The 14,879-nt window shown below is 67.5% G+C and carries 14 protein-coding genes; 8 read left to right on the top strand and 6 right to left on the bottom strand.

Annotated elements, in window-relative coordinates; genetic code table 11:
- Positions 1-172: 172 nt before the first annotated feature.
- The 7 genes from ilvD to ACPXY0_RS11580 all read left to right on the top strand — a co-directional run bounded on the left by ilvD (position 173) and on the right by ACPXY0_RS11580 (position 6,583).
- On the top strand, positions 173-1,846 hold the full coding sequence (gene ilvD, locus ACPXY0_RS11610) for a dihydroxy-acid dehydratase (RefSeq protein WP_423924697.1): 1,674 nt from the start codon (positions 173-175) through the stop codon (positions 1,844-1,846).
- Between the two features lie 4 nt (positions 1,847-1,850).
- A complete protein-coding gene (ilvB, locus tag ACPXY0_RS11605; RefSeq protein ID WP_423924695.1) occupies positions 1,851-3,620 on the top strand; it encodes a biosynthetic-type acetolactate synthase large subunit in 1,770 nt (589 codons plus the stop codon).
- Between the two features lie 76 nt (positions 3,621-3,696).
- On the top strand, positions 3,697-3,987 hold the full coding sequence (locus tag ACPXY0_RS11600) for a hypothetical protein (RefSeq protein ID WP_423924693.1): 291 nt from the start codon (positions 3,697-3,699) through the stop codon (positions 3,985-3,987).
- Positions 3,988-4,022: 35 nt separating this feature from the next.
- Positions 4,023-5,060: a ketol-acid reductoisomerase gene (gene ilvC / locus ACPXY0_RS11595; RefSeq protein ID WP_423924691.1), complete on the top strand. Its 1,038-nt coding sequence runs from the start codon at positions 4,023-4,025 to the stop codon at positions 5,058-5,060.
- Positions 5,061-5,210: 150 nt separating this feature from the next.
- On the top strand, positions 5,211-5,372 hold the full coding sequence (locus ACPXY0_RS11590; protein WP_423924689.1) for a hypothetical protein: 162 nt from the start codon (positions 5,211-5,213) through the stop codon (positions 5,370-5,372).
- Between the two features lie 45 nt (positions 5,373-5,417).
- On the top strand, positions 5,418-5,846 hold the full coding sequence (locus tag ACPXY0_RS11585; RefSeq protein WP_423924687.1) for a putative toxin-antitoxin system toxin component, PIN family: 429 nt from the start codon (positions 5,418-5,420) through the stop codon (positions 5,844-5,846).
- 125 nt (positions 5,847-5,971) lie between these two features.
- The gene (locus ACPXY0_RS11580; RefSeq protein ID WP_423924685.1) at positions 5,972-6,583 is read left to right on the top strand and encodes a hypothetical protein; all 612 of its coding nucleotides are present in this window, start codon (positions 5,972-5,974) and stop codon (positions 6,581-6,583) included.
- Positions 6,584-6,587: 4 nt separating this feature from the next.
- Here the strand turns inward: ACPXY0_RS11580 and ACPXY0_RS11575 are convergent, their stop codons facing one another.
- The 6 genes from ACPXY0_RS11575 to ACPXY0_RS11550 form a co-directional block, all read right to left on the bottom strand.
- Positions 6,588-7,025 (bottom strand): hypothetical protein, encoded by a 438-nt coding sequence (locus ACPXY0_RS11575; protein ID WP_423924683.1) that lies wholly within the window; start codon positions 7,023-7,025, stop codon positions 6,588-6,590.
- A gap of 355 nt (positions 7,026-7,380) precedes the next feature.
- A complete protein-coding gene (locus ACPXY0_RS11570) occupies positions 7,381-8,049 on the bottom strand; it encodes a leishmanolysin-related zinc metalloendopeptidase (RefSeq protein WP_423924681.1) in 669 nt (222 codons plus the stop codon).
- Positions 8,050-8,326: 277 nt separating this feature from the next.
- Positions 8,327-9,679: an IS1380 family transposase gene (locus tag ACPXY0_RS11565; RefSeq protein WP_423924679.1), complete on the bottom strand. Its 1,353-nt coding sequence runs from the start codon at positions 9,677-9,679 to the stop codon at positions 8,327-8,329.
- Positions 9,680-9,763: 84 nt separating this feature from the next.
- A complete protein-coding gene (locus ACPXY0_RS11560; RefSeq protein ID WP_423924677.1) occupies positions 9,764-10,171 on the bottom strand; it encodes a hypothetical protein in 408 nt (135 codons plus the stop codon).
- Between the two features lie 628 nt (positions 10,172-10,799).
- Entirely contained in the window at positions 10,800-10,994 is a 195-nt protein-coding gene (locus ACPXY0_RS11555) for a hypothetical protein (RefSeq protein WP_423924675.1), read from the bottom strand.
- A 235-nt stretch (positions 10,995-11,229) separates the two neighbouring features.
- Positions 11,230-13,224, bottom strand: a complete 1,995-nt coding sequence (locus ACPXY0_RS11550) for an acyl-CoA dehydrogenase family protein (protein WP_423924673.1) — start codon at positions 13,222-13,224, stop codon at positions 11,230-11,232.
- Between the two features lie 180 nt (positions 13,225-13,404).
- On the opposite strand from ACPXY0_RS11550, the gene ACPXY0_RS11545 reads away from it, so the two are divergent.
- Entirely contained in the window at positions 13,405-14,697 is a 1,293-nt protein-coding gene (locus ACPXY0_RS11545; RefSeq protein WP_423924671.1) for an MFS transporter, read from the top strand.
- Positions 14,698-14,879 lie beyond the last annotated feature (182 nt).

Genomic DNA, 14,879 nt, shown 5'->3' with positions numbered 1-14,879 from the left:
GACTTGCGAACGCCGCCGCCAGTCCTATCTTCCGGCCCCTTTTACATGACGCGGAACAATCCTCGGGCTTCTGCATAGCTATCCGGAATACGCTTGTTCCGGTCCGGCGCCGGGACGCGTCGGCTTGGCGTTCGACGCACCACGAGCAGCCAAACGGAAGGCGGTGACGCACATGCTGAATCGGGTCAGCCGGGAGCTGACGCAGCACCCGGAACGCCCGGCCGCGCGCGCGATGCTGTTCGCCGCGGGATTGACCGATGCCGACTTCGAGCGTCCGCACGTCGGGATCATCAGCACGGGTTATGAGGGCAATCCGTGCAACATGCACCTGAACGATCTCGCCGCCGAAGCGAAGGGCGCCGTTCGGTCATCCGGGATGGTAGGGCTCATCTCCAACACGATCGGCGTGAGCGACGGCATCTCGATGGGAACGCCCGGCATGCGCTATTCGCTCCCGTCGCGCGACCTGATCGCGGATTCGATCGAGACGATCGCATCAGCGCAGCACTACGACGGCCTCATCACGATCATGGGCTGCGACAAGAACATGCCGGGCGCCATGATCGCCATGAGTCGGCTCGACCGGCCGGCGCTGATGGTCTACGGCGGTTCGATCCGGCCCGGACATCACAATGGGGCCCGGCTGGATGTCGTCTCTTCGTTCGAGGCTCTGGGGCAGCACCTGGCGGGAACCATCACCTCGGAGGAGTTCCGGCAGATCGTCCGTCTGAGCTGTCCGGGCGCGGGCGCCTGCGGCGGGATGTACACGGCCAACACCATGGCCTCCGCCATCGAAGTCATGGGGATGAGCCTGCCCTTCAGTTCGTCGAATCCCGCGACCAGCGACGAAAAGAGAGCCGAATGCCGCGAGGCGGGACCCGCGCTCCGGCGGCTTCTCGAGCGGGACCTCCGTCCCCGGCAGATCCTCACCCGAGAGGCTTTCGAGAACGCCATCACGCTTTCCGTCGCCCTCGGCGGATCCACCAACGTCGTCCTTCATCTGCTGGCGATAGCCCGGTCGCTCAAGGTCGACCTGACGATCGACGACTTTCAGGGGATCAGCGACCGGACGCCGCTGCTCGCGGATTTCAGGCCCAGCGGACCGTACGTCATGGAGGACCTGCACGAGATCGGCGGCCTTCCGGCCGTGATCGGGATGCTGCTGGCGGAAGGCCTCCTCCATGGCGACTGCATGACCGTCACGGGGAAGAGCCTTGCCGAGAATGCCGCCGAAGCTCCGGGGCTTGCCGCGAATCAGTCGGTCGTCCGCGGTCTGGCCGATCCGATCAAGGCCAGCGGACACCTGCGGATTCTGTACGGCAACGTCGCTGAAAGGGGAGCCGTGGCGAAGATCACCGGCAAGGAGGGCGACGTTTTCGAGGGGCCGGCGAGGGTGTTCGACAGCGAGGCCGAGGCAAACCGCGCCATCGGCGAAGGCCGGATTCGGAAGGGTGACGTGATCGTCATCCGGTACGAAGGACCGCGAGGCGGCCCCGGCATGCCCGAGATGTTGACGCCCACCTCGATGATCATGGGGAGAGGGTTGGGCGGCGATGTGGCGTTGATCACCGACGGTCGTTTCTCCGGCGGCACCCACGGATTCGTCGTGGGACACATTACGCCCGAGGCCCAGGACGGGGGATTGATCGCCCTCGTCGCCGATGGCGATCGCATACGGATCGACGCGGTCGAGAACACGATCAATGCCGACATTGCGTCGGCTGAACTGAGCGCCCGGCGAAAGCAGTGGACGGCCCCGCCTCTGCGGGTGACGTCGGGTGCTCTCCATAAGTACGCCCGCACTGTGTCTCCCGCCTCCGAAGGCTGTACGACGGATGGATCGTAAGACGATGGAACCCGAAATCACTGCCGTTCGCACTACGGGCGAGGTCCCGTCCCCCGGCTGGGAACGAGACCTCAGCCAGGCCACGCACACGATGTCCGGAGCGGAAGCCCTGGTCCGCTCCCTCGTGCAGGGTGGCGTACGCCTAGTGTTCGGATATCCCGGCGGCGCGATCATGCCCGTGTACGATGCTCTCTTCGACCACGGTCATGAGATCCGCCACGTCCTGGTGCGCCATGAGCAGGGATCGATACACGCCGCCGAGGGATATGCGCGCGCGTCCGGAGGGACGGGGGTGTGCATCGCCACGTCCGGCCCCGGCGCGACGAACCTTCTCACGGGCATCGCCGATGCGCAGATGGACAGTACGCCGGTGGTGTGCATCACCGGGCAGGTCGCGTCGAGCGTCCTCGGCTCCGACGCGTTTCAGGAAACGAACGTGATGTCCGTGAGCGCCCCGCTGACGAAATGGAACCATCAGATCACCGACCCCGAGGAGATCCCGGCGGTGATCTCGAAGGCCCTTTACCTGGCTCGGAGCGGACGCCCGGGGCCCGTCCTCATCGACATCACGAAAGATGCCCAGATCGGCACCCTCGCCTATCGACCGCACGAGGAGGAGCACGAGGTCAGGGGCTACGAACCGCTCCCGACCCTGGATGAGCAGCGTGTGGAGGCCGCGTGTCGGCTCATAGACCGGTCGCGGCGGCCGCTGGTGCTCGTAGGCCAGGGCGTCCTGTTGTCGGGGGCGCAGAACGAACTCGGACAGTTCGTGGAGAAGGCCGGACTTCCCTTCGCCTGCACCCTGCTGGGACTGGGCGCCGTGACCAGCGAACATCCGCTGTACGTCGGGCTGCTGGGCATGCACGGGAACTATGGGCCCAACATCAAGACCAACGAATGCGATCTGCTCATTGCGGTCGGCATGCGGTTCGACGACCGGGTAACGGGCGACCTCGCCAGGTACGCGCGACAGGCCAGGGTCATCCACCTGGACATCGACGCATCGGAAATCGGCAAGAACGTGCCCGCCGATGTGGAGATCCTGGCCGATGCGAGAGAAGCCCTGGGCGCCATGACGACGCGGGTGCGGAGCGCGTCGCACACGGCATGGCTGGCCGAGTTTACCGCCTGCCACGCGATCGAACGGGAACGCGTGATCGAGAACGACCTGAACCCCGCGTCGCCCGAACTCCGGATGAGCGAGGTGATGGGTCGGCTCTGTTCACGGACGGAGGGTCGAGCCCTCGTCATCGCGGACGTGGGGCAACACCAGATGGCGGCCGCGCGCTACTACAGGTGTCGCGACGGCGGCGCCTTCATCACGTCCGGTGGCCTCGGCACGATGGGCTTCGCCCTGCCGGGGGCGATGGGAGTCGGACTGGCGCGCCGGGATCGCCCCGTGGTCGCGGTGATCGGAGACGGGGGCTTCCAGATGACGTTGCAGGAGCTTGGAACCATCGCCAAGGAACAGATACCCGTCAAGATCATGATATTGAACAATGGGTATCTGGGAATGGTTCGACAGTGGCAGGAACTGTTCTTCCGCCGTCGCTATTCTCAGACCGAGCTCTCGAATCCGGATTTCGTGGCGATCGCCGCGGCGTACGGCATGAAGGGCAGACGGGTGTCGGAGAGGACTGAACTCGACGCCTCGATCGACGAGATGCTGTCCTCGGCATCACCGTTTCTTCTGGATGTGGTCGTCGAGCGTGAGGAAAACGTCTTTCCCATGGTACCGGCGGGAGCGAGCTGTTCCGAGATTCGTCTCGAATAGTGCGCTCCCGCTTTGATCGGTCATGCTCGATCGTCCTGATCACTCCCGGAGGTGATGGATCGGACCGGGAGTTGCCATGCGGAAAGGGGGAGGCGTGAAGGCTCAGTATACAGTCACGGCCCTGTCGGAAAACGACAACAGCTCGCTCCTGCGTCTCATCGCGGCCATGGGCCGGCATCGGATCGAGATTGAGCGCTACACCTGCAGCCGCCGCCGGTCCAGCGGCACGTACAAGCACGTATTGACCGTGCGGGCCCGGCCGGAGAGCATACGCCGCGCGGTCAAGAGGATCGGTGGCTGCGTGGGCGTGTTTGGAATCTGCTATCGCAGGTTGGAAGAGACCGTGAACTCGGAAAAGGCCGGCTGAAGACAACCGGCCGCTCGCAAGGAGGGTTAGGGCCTGTGGCAAGGATACGTGTCGGTGACGCGGAAGAAGCCGTAGTTACGCGCGGCGAATGGCCCCTGGAGAAGGCGCGCAAGAGTCTCGAGGGCGAGACGATCGCCGTGCTGGGCTACGGGGTTCAGGGGCCCGGGCAGGCGCTTAATCTGAGAGACAACGGATTCCGCGTGATCGTCGGACAGCGGAGCGGTTCCGCCTCGTGGGACAGGGCCATCGACGATGGCTGGATCGAAGGGGACACGCTGTTCGAGCTTGAAGAGGCGGCCCGACAAGGCACCATCCTCCAGTACCTGCTGTCCGATGCGGGTCAGATTTCGCGCTGGGAGGAAGTCAGGGCGCAGCTCACGCCGGGAAAGTGCCTCGGTTTCTCCCACGGTTTCGGCGTGACCTACCGGGAGCAGACCGGGATCATTCCGCCCCATGATGTGGACGTCGTGCTGGTGGCCCCCAAAGGGTCCGGCCTCTCGCTGCGACGGCTGTTCGTGAAGGGCAAGGGCGTGAACTCGAGCTACGCCATCTTCCAGGACGCGACGGGCCGCGCGAGGCAGAGGGTCATCTCGCTGGGAATCGGCGTCGGCTCCGCTTTTCTCTTCGAGACGGACTTCCAGAGGGAGGTGTGGTCGGATCTGACGGGCGAGCGCGGCGTCCTGATGGGGGCGATCGCGGGCATCTTCGAGGCACAGTTCGCGGTGCTGCGGAAGAATGGCCATTCGCCATCGGAGGCGTTCAACGAGACGGTCGAGGAACTGACCCAGAGCCTGCTGCCGCTCGTGGCGGAGAACGGCATGGACTGGATGTACAGGAACTGTTCCACGACGGCGCAGAGAGGCGCGCTGGACTGGCGGCACCGGTTCCGTGACGCCGTGACGCCGCTGTTCGACGAACTCTACGAGAGCGTTCGCACGGGCGAAGAGGCGAGAATCGTGATCGAGGCGAACGGGAGGCCGGACTACCGGGAGCGGCTGGACGCCGAACTCCAGGACATGGCGGATCAGGAAATCTGGCGCGCCGGAAAACGACTGCGCGAACTCAGGCCCTGAAGGCCGAAGTTGTCGCTCTGGTGAGGTGGTGTTATGGTGACTTGTCGGAAACACCAAACGGGGCTGAGTAACATGCCGCGACTCACGATCAGCCTGAGTGCCCGAACGCACCGAGCTCTGAGGGAGGCCTCCGCCAGGCAAGGCCGTTCCATGGGCGCGATCATCGAAGAGAGCCTCGAGTTGAGGGGCATCCAACCCATGGACTCGGCCAGGGAGATCGTCGCCCGAGCCCGCTCGAGCGCTGAACTGAGCGCTGAGGAAGCCATGGCCGCGGCGGTCAGGGAGACGCGACTTCATCGCGAGGGTCGGTAGCCGCGGCCGATTGATCGACGCAACCGCGGGTGAGGAAGCCGTCTCGTGACGCCCGCCGTGTTCGTCGTGGACACGAACGTGATCGTCTCGGCGATGATCGGATCTGATCCGAAGAGTCCGCCGGCACAGGTCCTGGAGGCGATGCTCGATGGCAGCCTCCTCTACCTGATGTCCAGCGACCTCCTCACCGAGTACGCGTCCGTGCTGCGTCGTCCCCGCCTCGTGCGTCTCCACCGCCGAACGGATGCCGAGATCGACCAGTTGCTCGCGGAGTTGACCGCGAATGCGATCTGGTGCGAACCCGTGATCGGCGAAACCGCTCCGGATCCAGGCGACAACCACCTTTGGGCCCTGTTCGGCAGCAGGGCCCAAAGCCACCTCATCACCGGAGATCGTCTCCTCGTCGAGAACGCGCCGGAGGCAGCCCGAGTGCTGACGCCTCGCGACTTCGTGAGCCACCGCTCGACGCCATAAACGGACCCCTGGGGCGGCTACGCTGCCGGGCGGGGGCTCGAGCGAGGGTACGGTGACAGGTTGCCGGAGCGCGGCTCGCCCGGCAGTTCAAGAGGAAGCACACAGACTCGAACCGGGAGGCATAGATGGTGTTCAGACGAAAGATGGATGCGGCATGGGGAGTCCTCGTCGGCGGGCTCCTAGCTCTCGCGGTCGGCTGCGGAGACGGCACGACGGAGCCCGACGACACGCCGCTCACGATGACCGAGGCCGAGGCGCTGTTCGAGGGGATGAGGGTGATTCAGCAGGACACTGCTCCCCGGATCATTCACGCCTCCGAGGACAGCATCGTGGTGGCGTGTCCGCTCGGGGGACAGCTCCGGCGCACGGTGATGTTTGTGGACGAGTCGGTGGCGGACACGCTGAGGTTGGCGTGGGACTTCACCGCCGCACCCGCCGGATGCCAGTTCTCGAGCGGGGGACTGCAGTTCACCGTGGACGGCGCGCCGGAGGTCCGCGAACGGGGCGCCTTCGTCCTCGCCGGCTTCTTCGAGCATTTCAGCATCGAGGGCTCGGTGACAGGCCGACTGGACTGGCAGCTCGACGACCGGTCCGGATCCTGCGACATAGACCTGGTTCTGAGCGGCGAGCCGGACCTCTCCAGCACGGAGCCATCCGTGGCCGGAGTCCTCTCCGGCGCGCTGTGCGGCCACGAGGCTGAAATCGAAGTGGAGGCTGTTCCCGGCCCGGCCGGCTGACCCGCTAAACGACTTGGGTCTGGACCTCCGCGACTCGTCGGGTCCGGCGGGCATGGGCGCTCCCGTCGGACCCGTCGGACGACAGCTCCGGCGCCGGGCCCTTCCAGGCTTCGAGCTGGGCCTTCTGGAGGCCGACGATGTCGCGCTCCATCCAGGTGAAGTCGCCGGCCATGATGTCCTGGGCAATGCGGTAGTCGGCCGCGTCGTGGTTCGAGCGGATGTGGCGGAAGAGTTCGCCCACGCGGCGGCGTGAGCCGGCCGCGAACGAGTCGGCGAGGCGCATGGCCTCCCGGGCCTCGTCGCGGGCCTGGTCCCCGCGGCGACGGCGAAGCATGTCGGCCCGCGTGACGGCGGCCGCGATCGCGAACAGCTCCGCGCCGATGTCGATGCAGCGGAAGAGGAGCCCCTGGCGGCGCTCGAGCCCCGGCCCGTGGCGCAGCATGAGGTGGAAGATCGTCCGCGCCAGATTGCGGCTGTTGCGCTCGACGAAGCGCAGGTGCTTCGCCAGTCGCCCGTGGCTCGCGAAGCGCGGCGGCAGGCTCCAGCCGATCCATGTCTCCAGGTGCCGAGCGCAGCGGGTACACGCTCGAACGAGGCACGCGCCAAGCCGCGCACAGCAGCTTCAGAGGATACGTCCGCCCCGTCGAAGGACTCACCCGCCTCACCCGCCCGCGCGCCGCAAGAGCTTCCTCAGCTCGTCCCCGTACCCCCTTTTTGAACCCTGCTAAACGGGTGTCCGGAAAAAGCGGGTGCGCTATAATAGTTGGCTCCATTTCTCGTAGTTGAGCCAAGAGTCGTCAGCGTCGAAGCATCTGCACCACGCGCCCGTCAGGATCGAAAGCAAACAAGGGGCCCGTCAGCAGATCGCCGGCCAGACGGATCGTCCGCCCTCTCTCGGCTTCATCCGGCACCGCACCAGCGTCCGCGGACGGGAGGGTGAACGCGTCGGCCAGCGCCGTATCGACCGTGTAGCCCAGATCCGCCAGGGACTGAATCGTGATCGCGCTCAAGGGGTTGGCTTCGTCGCTCCTGAGGACCGGTGTCATCAACTCGGAGCCGAGCACTGATTCGCGCCAGTGCATATCGGAAAAGCCAAGGCCCATGAGGTTCTCAACGGGAACTTTGCCGCCCCGGTATCCTCGTCCGCCTGCCGCATTGAAGGCGGCGACCGCCAATGGGCCGTTGAAGTGGGTGTCGGTGCCTGGCGAGTAGAGAGAGGGGGACTGGAGCCGGCCAAAGGTGCCCCACAACGGGCCGATCCCAAGGATGTGCCCGGTTTCGTGGACGAACAGCTCTGTCAGCTCTGCCGCGTCAAGATCCTGAATGTCAGCCGCGTCCAGGACCATGATCCCGAGAAAGGGCAGGGAACCCTCCCGGCGAACCCAGCACGGTCCCCCCCTGGCAAGAATCCCTCCCGCGCCGTCGATGCGCATGACCGTGACGGTGATCACCAGGTCGTCCACCACCCCGGCGATGTCGTCGAGATTGATTCCGTGGCAGTCGGGCTTCGGACCGTGGAGAATGAACCCGGATCCTGCGTTGGCGCATAGTCGGGCGGCCTGAGGGCGATTATGACCGGCGGTTGTGGCGACTTGGCGCGGGCGGTGGCGTTTTCGGGGCCGGACCGGGCCTCGGCGGAGGGCCGGCGGGGCTCGGGAGGGGTCCCGAACGGCTCGCGGAGACACGGGGAGTGGGCGCCGCCGCGCGGCGCCTTCGGAAAGCCGGAGTTGGGGCCGGTCAGATTTAGGCGGGCGCGGGCGGCGGGAGACCCCGCTCGATGGCCCGGAGCGCCGGTCGCAGGAGGCCGAGGGCCGGTTCGGCGCGCGCGAACCCGAGCGAGGTTCGGCGGGCGTGGGAGGTGATCCTGGCGGGGGCGCGCAGCAGGCGCAGCCGGATGCCGCGCGGCTGCACGGCGCGCCAGCGGCCGCCGAGGAAGTTCGCGCGCAGGATGTGGAGGAGTTGGTAGGCGAGCACGGCGAGGCTCCACAGCAGGGCGTTGCCGCCGAGGTCGTCCACCGCGGTGCGGCCGGCCGAGAGCTGGCCCAGCTCCTCGATCCGCTGCTCGACGACCGCGCCCGCGTTGTAGGCGCGCCACGCCTCGACGGGGCCGATGCTCCCGATGTTGGTCAGAACGTCGGCGCTCATCGTGGTCTCCCACGCCGCGAGATCGAGTTCTCCCTCGTCCGGCCCGACCCGTCTCCGCCTCTCGACCGAGAGAAGCCGCGTCCCCCACAGCTCGCCGGAGGCCGTCCTCAGTTCCCGGTCCCCGGCCTCGTCCCGGGCGGCGGTCTCCCAGGCGCCCCGGAAGCCGTCGAGCCAGGCGTGCCGCGGCACCTTGAGCAGATAGGACACGCCGAGCTCCTCCATGCGCCGCGCGATGGACTTGGAGAAGAACCCCTTGTCCAGCCGCACGGTGATCCGCCGCACCCCCGCCCCCCTCAGGCGGGCCACCAGCTCGGCCAGCCACGCCTCCGCCCCCCGGGCCGTGTGCGCGCCCCCCGGCCGCCAGCGCACCCCGAGGCAGTCGCCCGTCTCCAGGACGTAGGCCAGAAGGGGGTGGTGCGAGGGGCGGCCCCGCTTCTTCGGGTTGTAGCCCCGCTCCGCCCCGGCCTGCTTCAGCCCGTAGCGCACCACGACGGTCGAGTCCATGACGATCGTCGCCGACCGGGGCGCCCCGCCGGCCAGCTCCCAGCGCCGCCGCACCATCCGCCACAACAGCTCGTCCAGAAGCGGCGACAGCACGGCCGCCGAACCCCGCAACCAGCGCCCGAACGTGGCCGGGTGCGGCACCCGCGCCCAGCCGAAGATGCGGCGCACGCCCCGCCGCTCCAGAAGCGGCAGGTCGTCCATCGCCCCGCCGCCGTACAGGAGCAGCACCACCCACGACTCGACCATGAGCGATGGCCGGTAGCGGCCGGGGACGTTCCCGCTCCGCCGGTCGATCCAGCCGCCCAGCCCCAGCGCGTCCCACAGCTTCCGAACCACGACGAGGCCGCCCGCGTCGGTGATCCGCCCGCCGCCCCCGCGGACCCTCAGCGCGGCCGCCGATCCTTGCACGTGCGGGCGCGGTCCGGTATAGTCGTTTCCACGCACCATTCGGGTGTCCTCCGTTCCGGGGTGAACTCTTGTTCAGTCCCTCTGAACGTAGGGCCCCGGGCGGTGCTTTTCCATAGTCCGAAACTATGATCTCACTATCGTCAAGGCCTCCACGGCCCGGCTACGGCCGCCCTCCCGGACGAGCCCCGCGCCCACGATCGCAGGATCCGGGATGAAGACATCGGGCAACTCCGTTTCTCGCAGGATCTCCGTCCAGCGTCTCGCCGCGTGCCAGATTGCCGACTGGAACGGCCGGGCCTCCGGGACGATCGGCAAGACACCGATGCTGAACCGGCCGGAGGCTCCCGCCAGCGCCTCGGGACCGAAGGATTGTGCGGACGCAGGCCGCGAGGCTTCGGCCGCCGCGTCGGTCGCCGGAGTTGGGGAGAGCACTGTGTACGGGGCAATGACTTCGTTGTCGCAAGCGGCAAGCAAGATCATGGCAAGGGTCAGGGTCAGGGTGGTCGTCGGGTACTTGGTGGACGTATTCATGGTAGTCACTCCTTCCGCTTCCTCTATGTCAAATCGGGCCTACTGGCCTGATGTTGACTGATACACGGAGGGGCGGAGTCGGTTTCGAGGTTCCCGATTCGTCGCATTTCCCCGGACCGGAACACGAACGCCCCGCCGAACGCCTCGCGAGGGGCAAGTCACCGCGCCGAGCGGGTCGAGACGGGCGATGATCTGTCACGCTGTCACCCTCGCTGTCACACCCTCGGCCAAGGCGCTACGGCCCCGCCCAGTGGGGTAAACGGCCCTGCTGTCCCCCGCCACCTTTACGTTGCGGGACAGCGGTATGCCGCGGCCCGGTGGGCACAAACGCCTCTCTCTTGAAACGACGCGAGACACCCACACACGCGCCCCCGCGCGGACGGAGTTGGAGGGGGAAGAAGTTTCTCGACCGGGCACCCACCCTGACGGCAGCAATGACGCCCCTCAGCACCTGGTAGAGTCGGGGGCGGCTCCCCCCCGCCGGAGCAGAAAACCAGCCTCCCCTCAGCTGCGGGTCGCCGCTAGTGGATGCGGTTGGAGAGCACGACATTCAACGGAGCTGCCGGGTCAAACCCGGCCGGTGCATCACCCGTCCGCCCGTCGACCTCGATCCAGTCGAACAAGCCGGTCACTCCGACAGCGCCGTCCGGATCTCCGCGACCAGTTCCTCGTCGCTCAGCGCCGTCTTCGGACCGCGCTTGCCCGGCTGCTCCGCACCTCCAGGTGCCGAGCGCAGCGGGTACACGCTCGAACGAGGCACGCGCCAAGCCGCGCACAGCAGCTTCAGAGGATCGTTCCCCGCGAGTGTACGCGATGCGCGCACCTTGGATCATGTACGCCTCGCGGGTCAGTTCGTCCGTGGTGCCGGGGATCGCTGCCACTCATGTACTGGCGTTCATACTCCGATACTCTTCGTCCGGGCGGGCGCTGACGGGCTGAATCCACGATGGAGGGTTACGAGCCGAACTCCGGTCCGGCCACGCAGCGACCATGGAGTGTTCGCGAGTTCGCGAGGCAGACGATTCGTTTTATTGGCGCGCATGGGATCTCCGGCGGTCCTAAAAGACGCCGCCTCGTGCCGCGGCCTGCTCGGGTCGGGGCTCCGCGGCGTCATCAACCTCCGAGGCGGCCGCCCCGTCCGACGCGTCGTCCTCCATGGCGTCATCCGCGGGCGTGCCCTTCCACGCCTCGAGCTGGGCCTTCTGCAGGCCGACGATGTCGCGCTCCATCCAGGTGAAGTCGCCGGCCATGATGTCCTGGGCAATGCGGTAGTCGGCCGCGTCGTGGTTCGAGCGGATGCGGCGGAAGAGTTCGTCCACGCGGCGGCGTGACTCGGCGGCGAACGAGTCCGCGAGGCGGGCGGCCTCCCGGGCCTCGTCCCCCTCGCGGCGGCGCAGCATGTCGGCCCGCGTAACGGCGGCCGCGATCGCGAACATCTCCGCGCCGATGTCGATGCAGCGGAAGAGGAGCCCCTGGCGGCGCTCGAGCCCCGGCCCGTGGCGCAGCATGAGGTGGAAGATTGTCCGCGCCAGCTTGCGGCTCCTGCGCTCTACGAAGCGCAGGTGCTTCGCGAGGCGCCCGTGGCTCGCGAAGCGCGGCGGCAGGCTCCACCCGATCCACGTCGTCGGATACCAGGTGGCGTAGAACCACGCCGCCCGCGGCAGGGCCTTGAGCTTGGCGCCGAACCCCAGTCGCGGGTCGACGAGATCTCCCGCGATCTGGAGGTGGCGGTCGACCGCCTCGCGGGCCATGAACAGGCGCAGGATCTCGCTCGAGCCCTCGAAGATCCGGTTGATGCGGAAGTCGCGCAGCCAGCGCTCGACCGCGACGGGTTCCTCCCCGCGCGCCGTGAGCGAGTCGGCGGTCTCATACCCGCGGCCGCCCCGCACCTGCAGTGCGTCGTCGACGAGCTGCCAGCCCGTCTCCGTATTCCAGAGCTTCGCCATGGCGGCCTCGAGCCGGATGTCGTAGCCGCCCCGGTCCGCCATAGACTGCACGAGGTCCGCGATCGCGGACATGGTGTAGGTCCGCGTCGCCATCGAGGTCAGGTAGTGCGCGATCGTCTCGTGTTTTCCGACCGGCACGCCCCACTGGATGCGGTCGTTGCACCACCGCCGGCACGCCTCGAGCGCGGCCTGTGCCCCGCCCACCGATGAGGCGGGGATCGTCAGCCGGCCCGTGTTCAGCGTTATCAGTGCGAGCTTGAGCCCGTTCCCCTCTTTCCAGAGGATGTTCTCGGCCGGTACACGCACGTTCGTGAAACGGATGATCCCGTTCTCGAGCGCCCGGAGCCCCATGAAGTGACAGCGCTTCACGACCTCGACTCCCGGCCAGTCGCGCTCGACGATGAAGGCGGAGATGCGCCCGGTGTCGGGGTGGCGCGCCATCACGACGTAGAGTTCGGCCAGGGTGCCGTTGGTGCACCACAGCTTCTCGCCGTTGAGGATGAAGGCGTCCCCGTCCTCCGTGCGATCGGCGGACGTCGTGAGCCGGGCCGGGTCCGACCCCACATCGTTCTCGGTGAGCGCGAAGGCGCTGACGGCCCCCTTCGCGAGGCGAGGGAAGTACGCCTCCTTCTGGGCTTTCGTGCCGAACATCTTGAGCGGCTGGCCGACGCCGATCGACTGATGGGCGGAGAGGAGGGCGACGAGGTTGCCGTCCACGGAGCCGACGACCCGCATCGCGTTCGCGTACTCCGTCTGGTTGAACCCGAGGCCGCCGTACTTCTGCGGCACCTTGATGCCGAAGGCGCCGCGCTCGGCGAGCGCCCGGACGACCGACGGCGGGATCTTGCCGTCGCGGTCGATGCCGTCCGAATCCACCTCGTCCCGCAGGAAGACGCGGAGGTCCTCCGTCCACGCGCGGGCGCGCTCGGAGATGAAGTCGTCGGGGTCGGGATAGGGGTGAATCGCGTCGAGCCGGAACTTCCCGAGGAACAGGTTCCGGACGAAGGTGCGCCCGCTCCAGTCGGTCTCGCGCGCCGCCTCGGCGACCTTCCGGGCCTCGGCTTCGCTGACGTGGGATTTCGCGCTCGCGCCTGTATGTGTGGACATGTGAATCTCCCGGCTCTTCCGCCTCATACGGGGACGCCGCTTCCGGGAGCGGCACTCCCGCAAACCTACCCCGCGCCCTGCGTTCGGGACAAACCGACGGGTCGCGCGATGCCTTGCGGAGACCGTAACCTTGTGCCTTCCAGACGGGACCCCCCGTCCGCCCCGAAAGGCCGCCGCCGCGTGAACGCCAATTCGCAGACCCCGCCCGTCGAGCGGCGGGAGATCGTCTCGTGGGCGATGTACGACTTCGCCCACTCGGCGTTCGGGACGCTCGTCGTGACGTTCATCTTCTCCGCCTACTACGCGCGGTCAATCGCCACCGACCCCATCGAAGGCGCGATCTGGTGGACGCGGGCGGTCAACGCCTCGGCGATCATCACCGCGCTCATCATGCCGGTCGTGGGGGCAGTGGGGGATTTCGGCGGCCTCAAGAAGCGCTTTCTGCTCATCGCCACGGCGGTCTGCGTCGCCCTCACCGCGGGCCTGTTCCGCATGGGACCGGGCGATGCGTGGATCGCCGCGCTGGTCTTCGTGGGGGCCAGCGTGGCCTACGAGTCGCTGCAGTCCCTCGCCAACGCGTTCCTGCCGGAACTCTCGACGCGCGAGAACATGGGACGGATATCGGGCCTGGGCTGGGGCCTCGGATACTTCGGCGGCCTGCTCTGTCTCATCCTGGCTCTGGGGATGGTGACTTCCTGGCTGCCGGAGACGGGCGGCCTCAACGTGCGCGCCACGAACCTCCTCGCCGCCGGCTGGCTGCTCGCGTTCTCGATTCCGACCTTCCTCTACCTCCGGGAACGGCAGCCCCGCCGCCGAGCCTCGTTCGGCACCTACGTTCGGATGGGTTTCGGCCGCATCGGCGAGACGGCCCGCGACCTGCGGCGTTACCGCCAGGCGATCCGGCTCCTCATCGCCCGCCTCGTGTACAACGATGGCCTGACGACGGCCTTCACGATGGCCGCGATCTACGCAGCGGCCGAGTTCGGGATGGAAACGGCCGACCTCCTCGTCCTCGGCATCGTCGTGAACGCGACGGCGGGCGCGAGCGCGATCGGCTTCGGGTTCGTCCAGGATCGGATCGGCGGAAAGCGCACGATCGCGATCACGCTGGTGCTCCTGATGGTGGCGACGGCTCTCGCCTTCTTCGCCCGAACACTCGGCGTGTTCTGGGCCGCGGCCATCCTCCTGGGTCTCATGGTGGGCCCCAACCAGGCCGCGAGCCGCGCGCTGCTCGCGTCGTTCGTGCCCAGGAGCAAGCAGGGCGAACTGTTCGGCTTCTACGCCTTCTCGGGCCGGTTGGCATCGGTGCTGGGACCGCTCTCCTACGGGCTCATTCTCGGCGCCACGGGCAGCCATCGCTGGGCCATCGCCTCCATCATCGTGTTCCTCGCCGCGGGGCTGCTGCTACTCCTACGGGTGGACGAGGAGGAGGGCGCGACGCTGGCGGCGGTGGAGGGTGCGTCCGGGGGATAGCAGCCGGACTTCGGAGCGCAACAGACGCTCGACTGTTCCCCGAGGGCCTCATCGGCGGTCGGTCGCAGTGCGTTTTGGCTGCAGGAGCCTGCCTCGACGAGGTGTACGGTGGCGTGACATGTGTCGTATCTTCGCTGCGATCCGGCTCCCGGGATCCGCCCCGGGGCGGTGGGAATAAAGAC

The organism is Candidatus Palauibacter sp. (assembly GCF_965237495.1).
Lineage (GTDB): Bacteria > Gemmatimonadota > Gemmatimonadetes > Palauibacterales > Palauibacteraceae > Palauibacter.
Note: the sequence above shows the minus strand (reverse complement) of the source record. Positions and strands in the feature narration are given on the sequence as shown.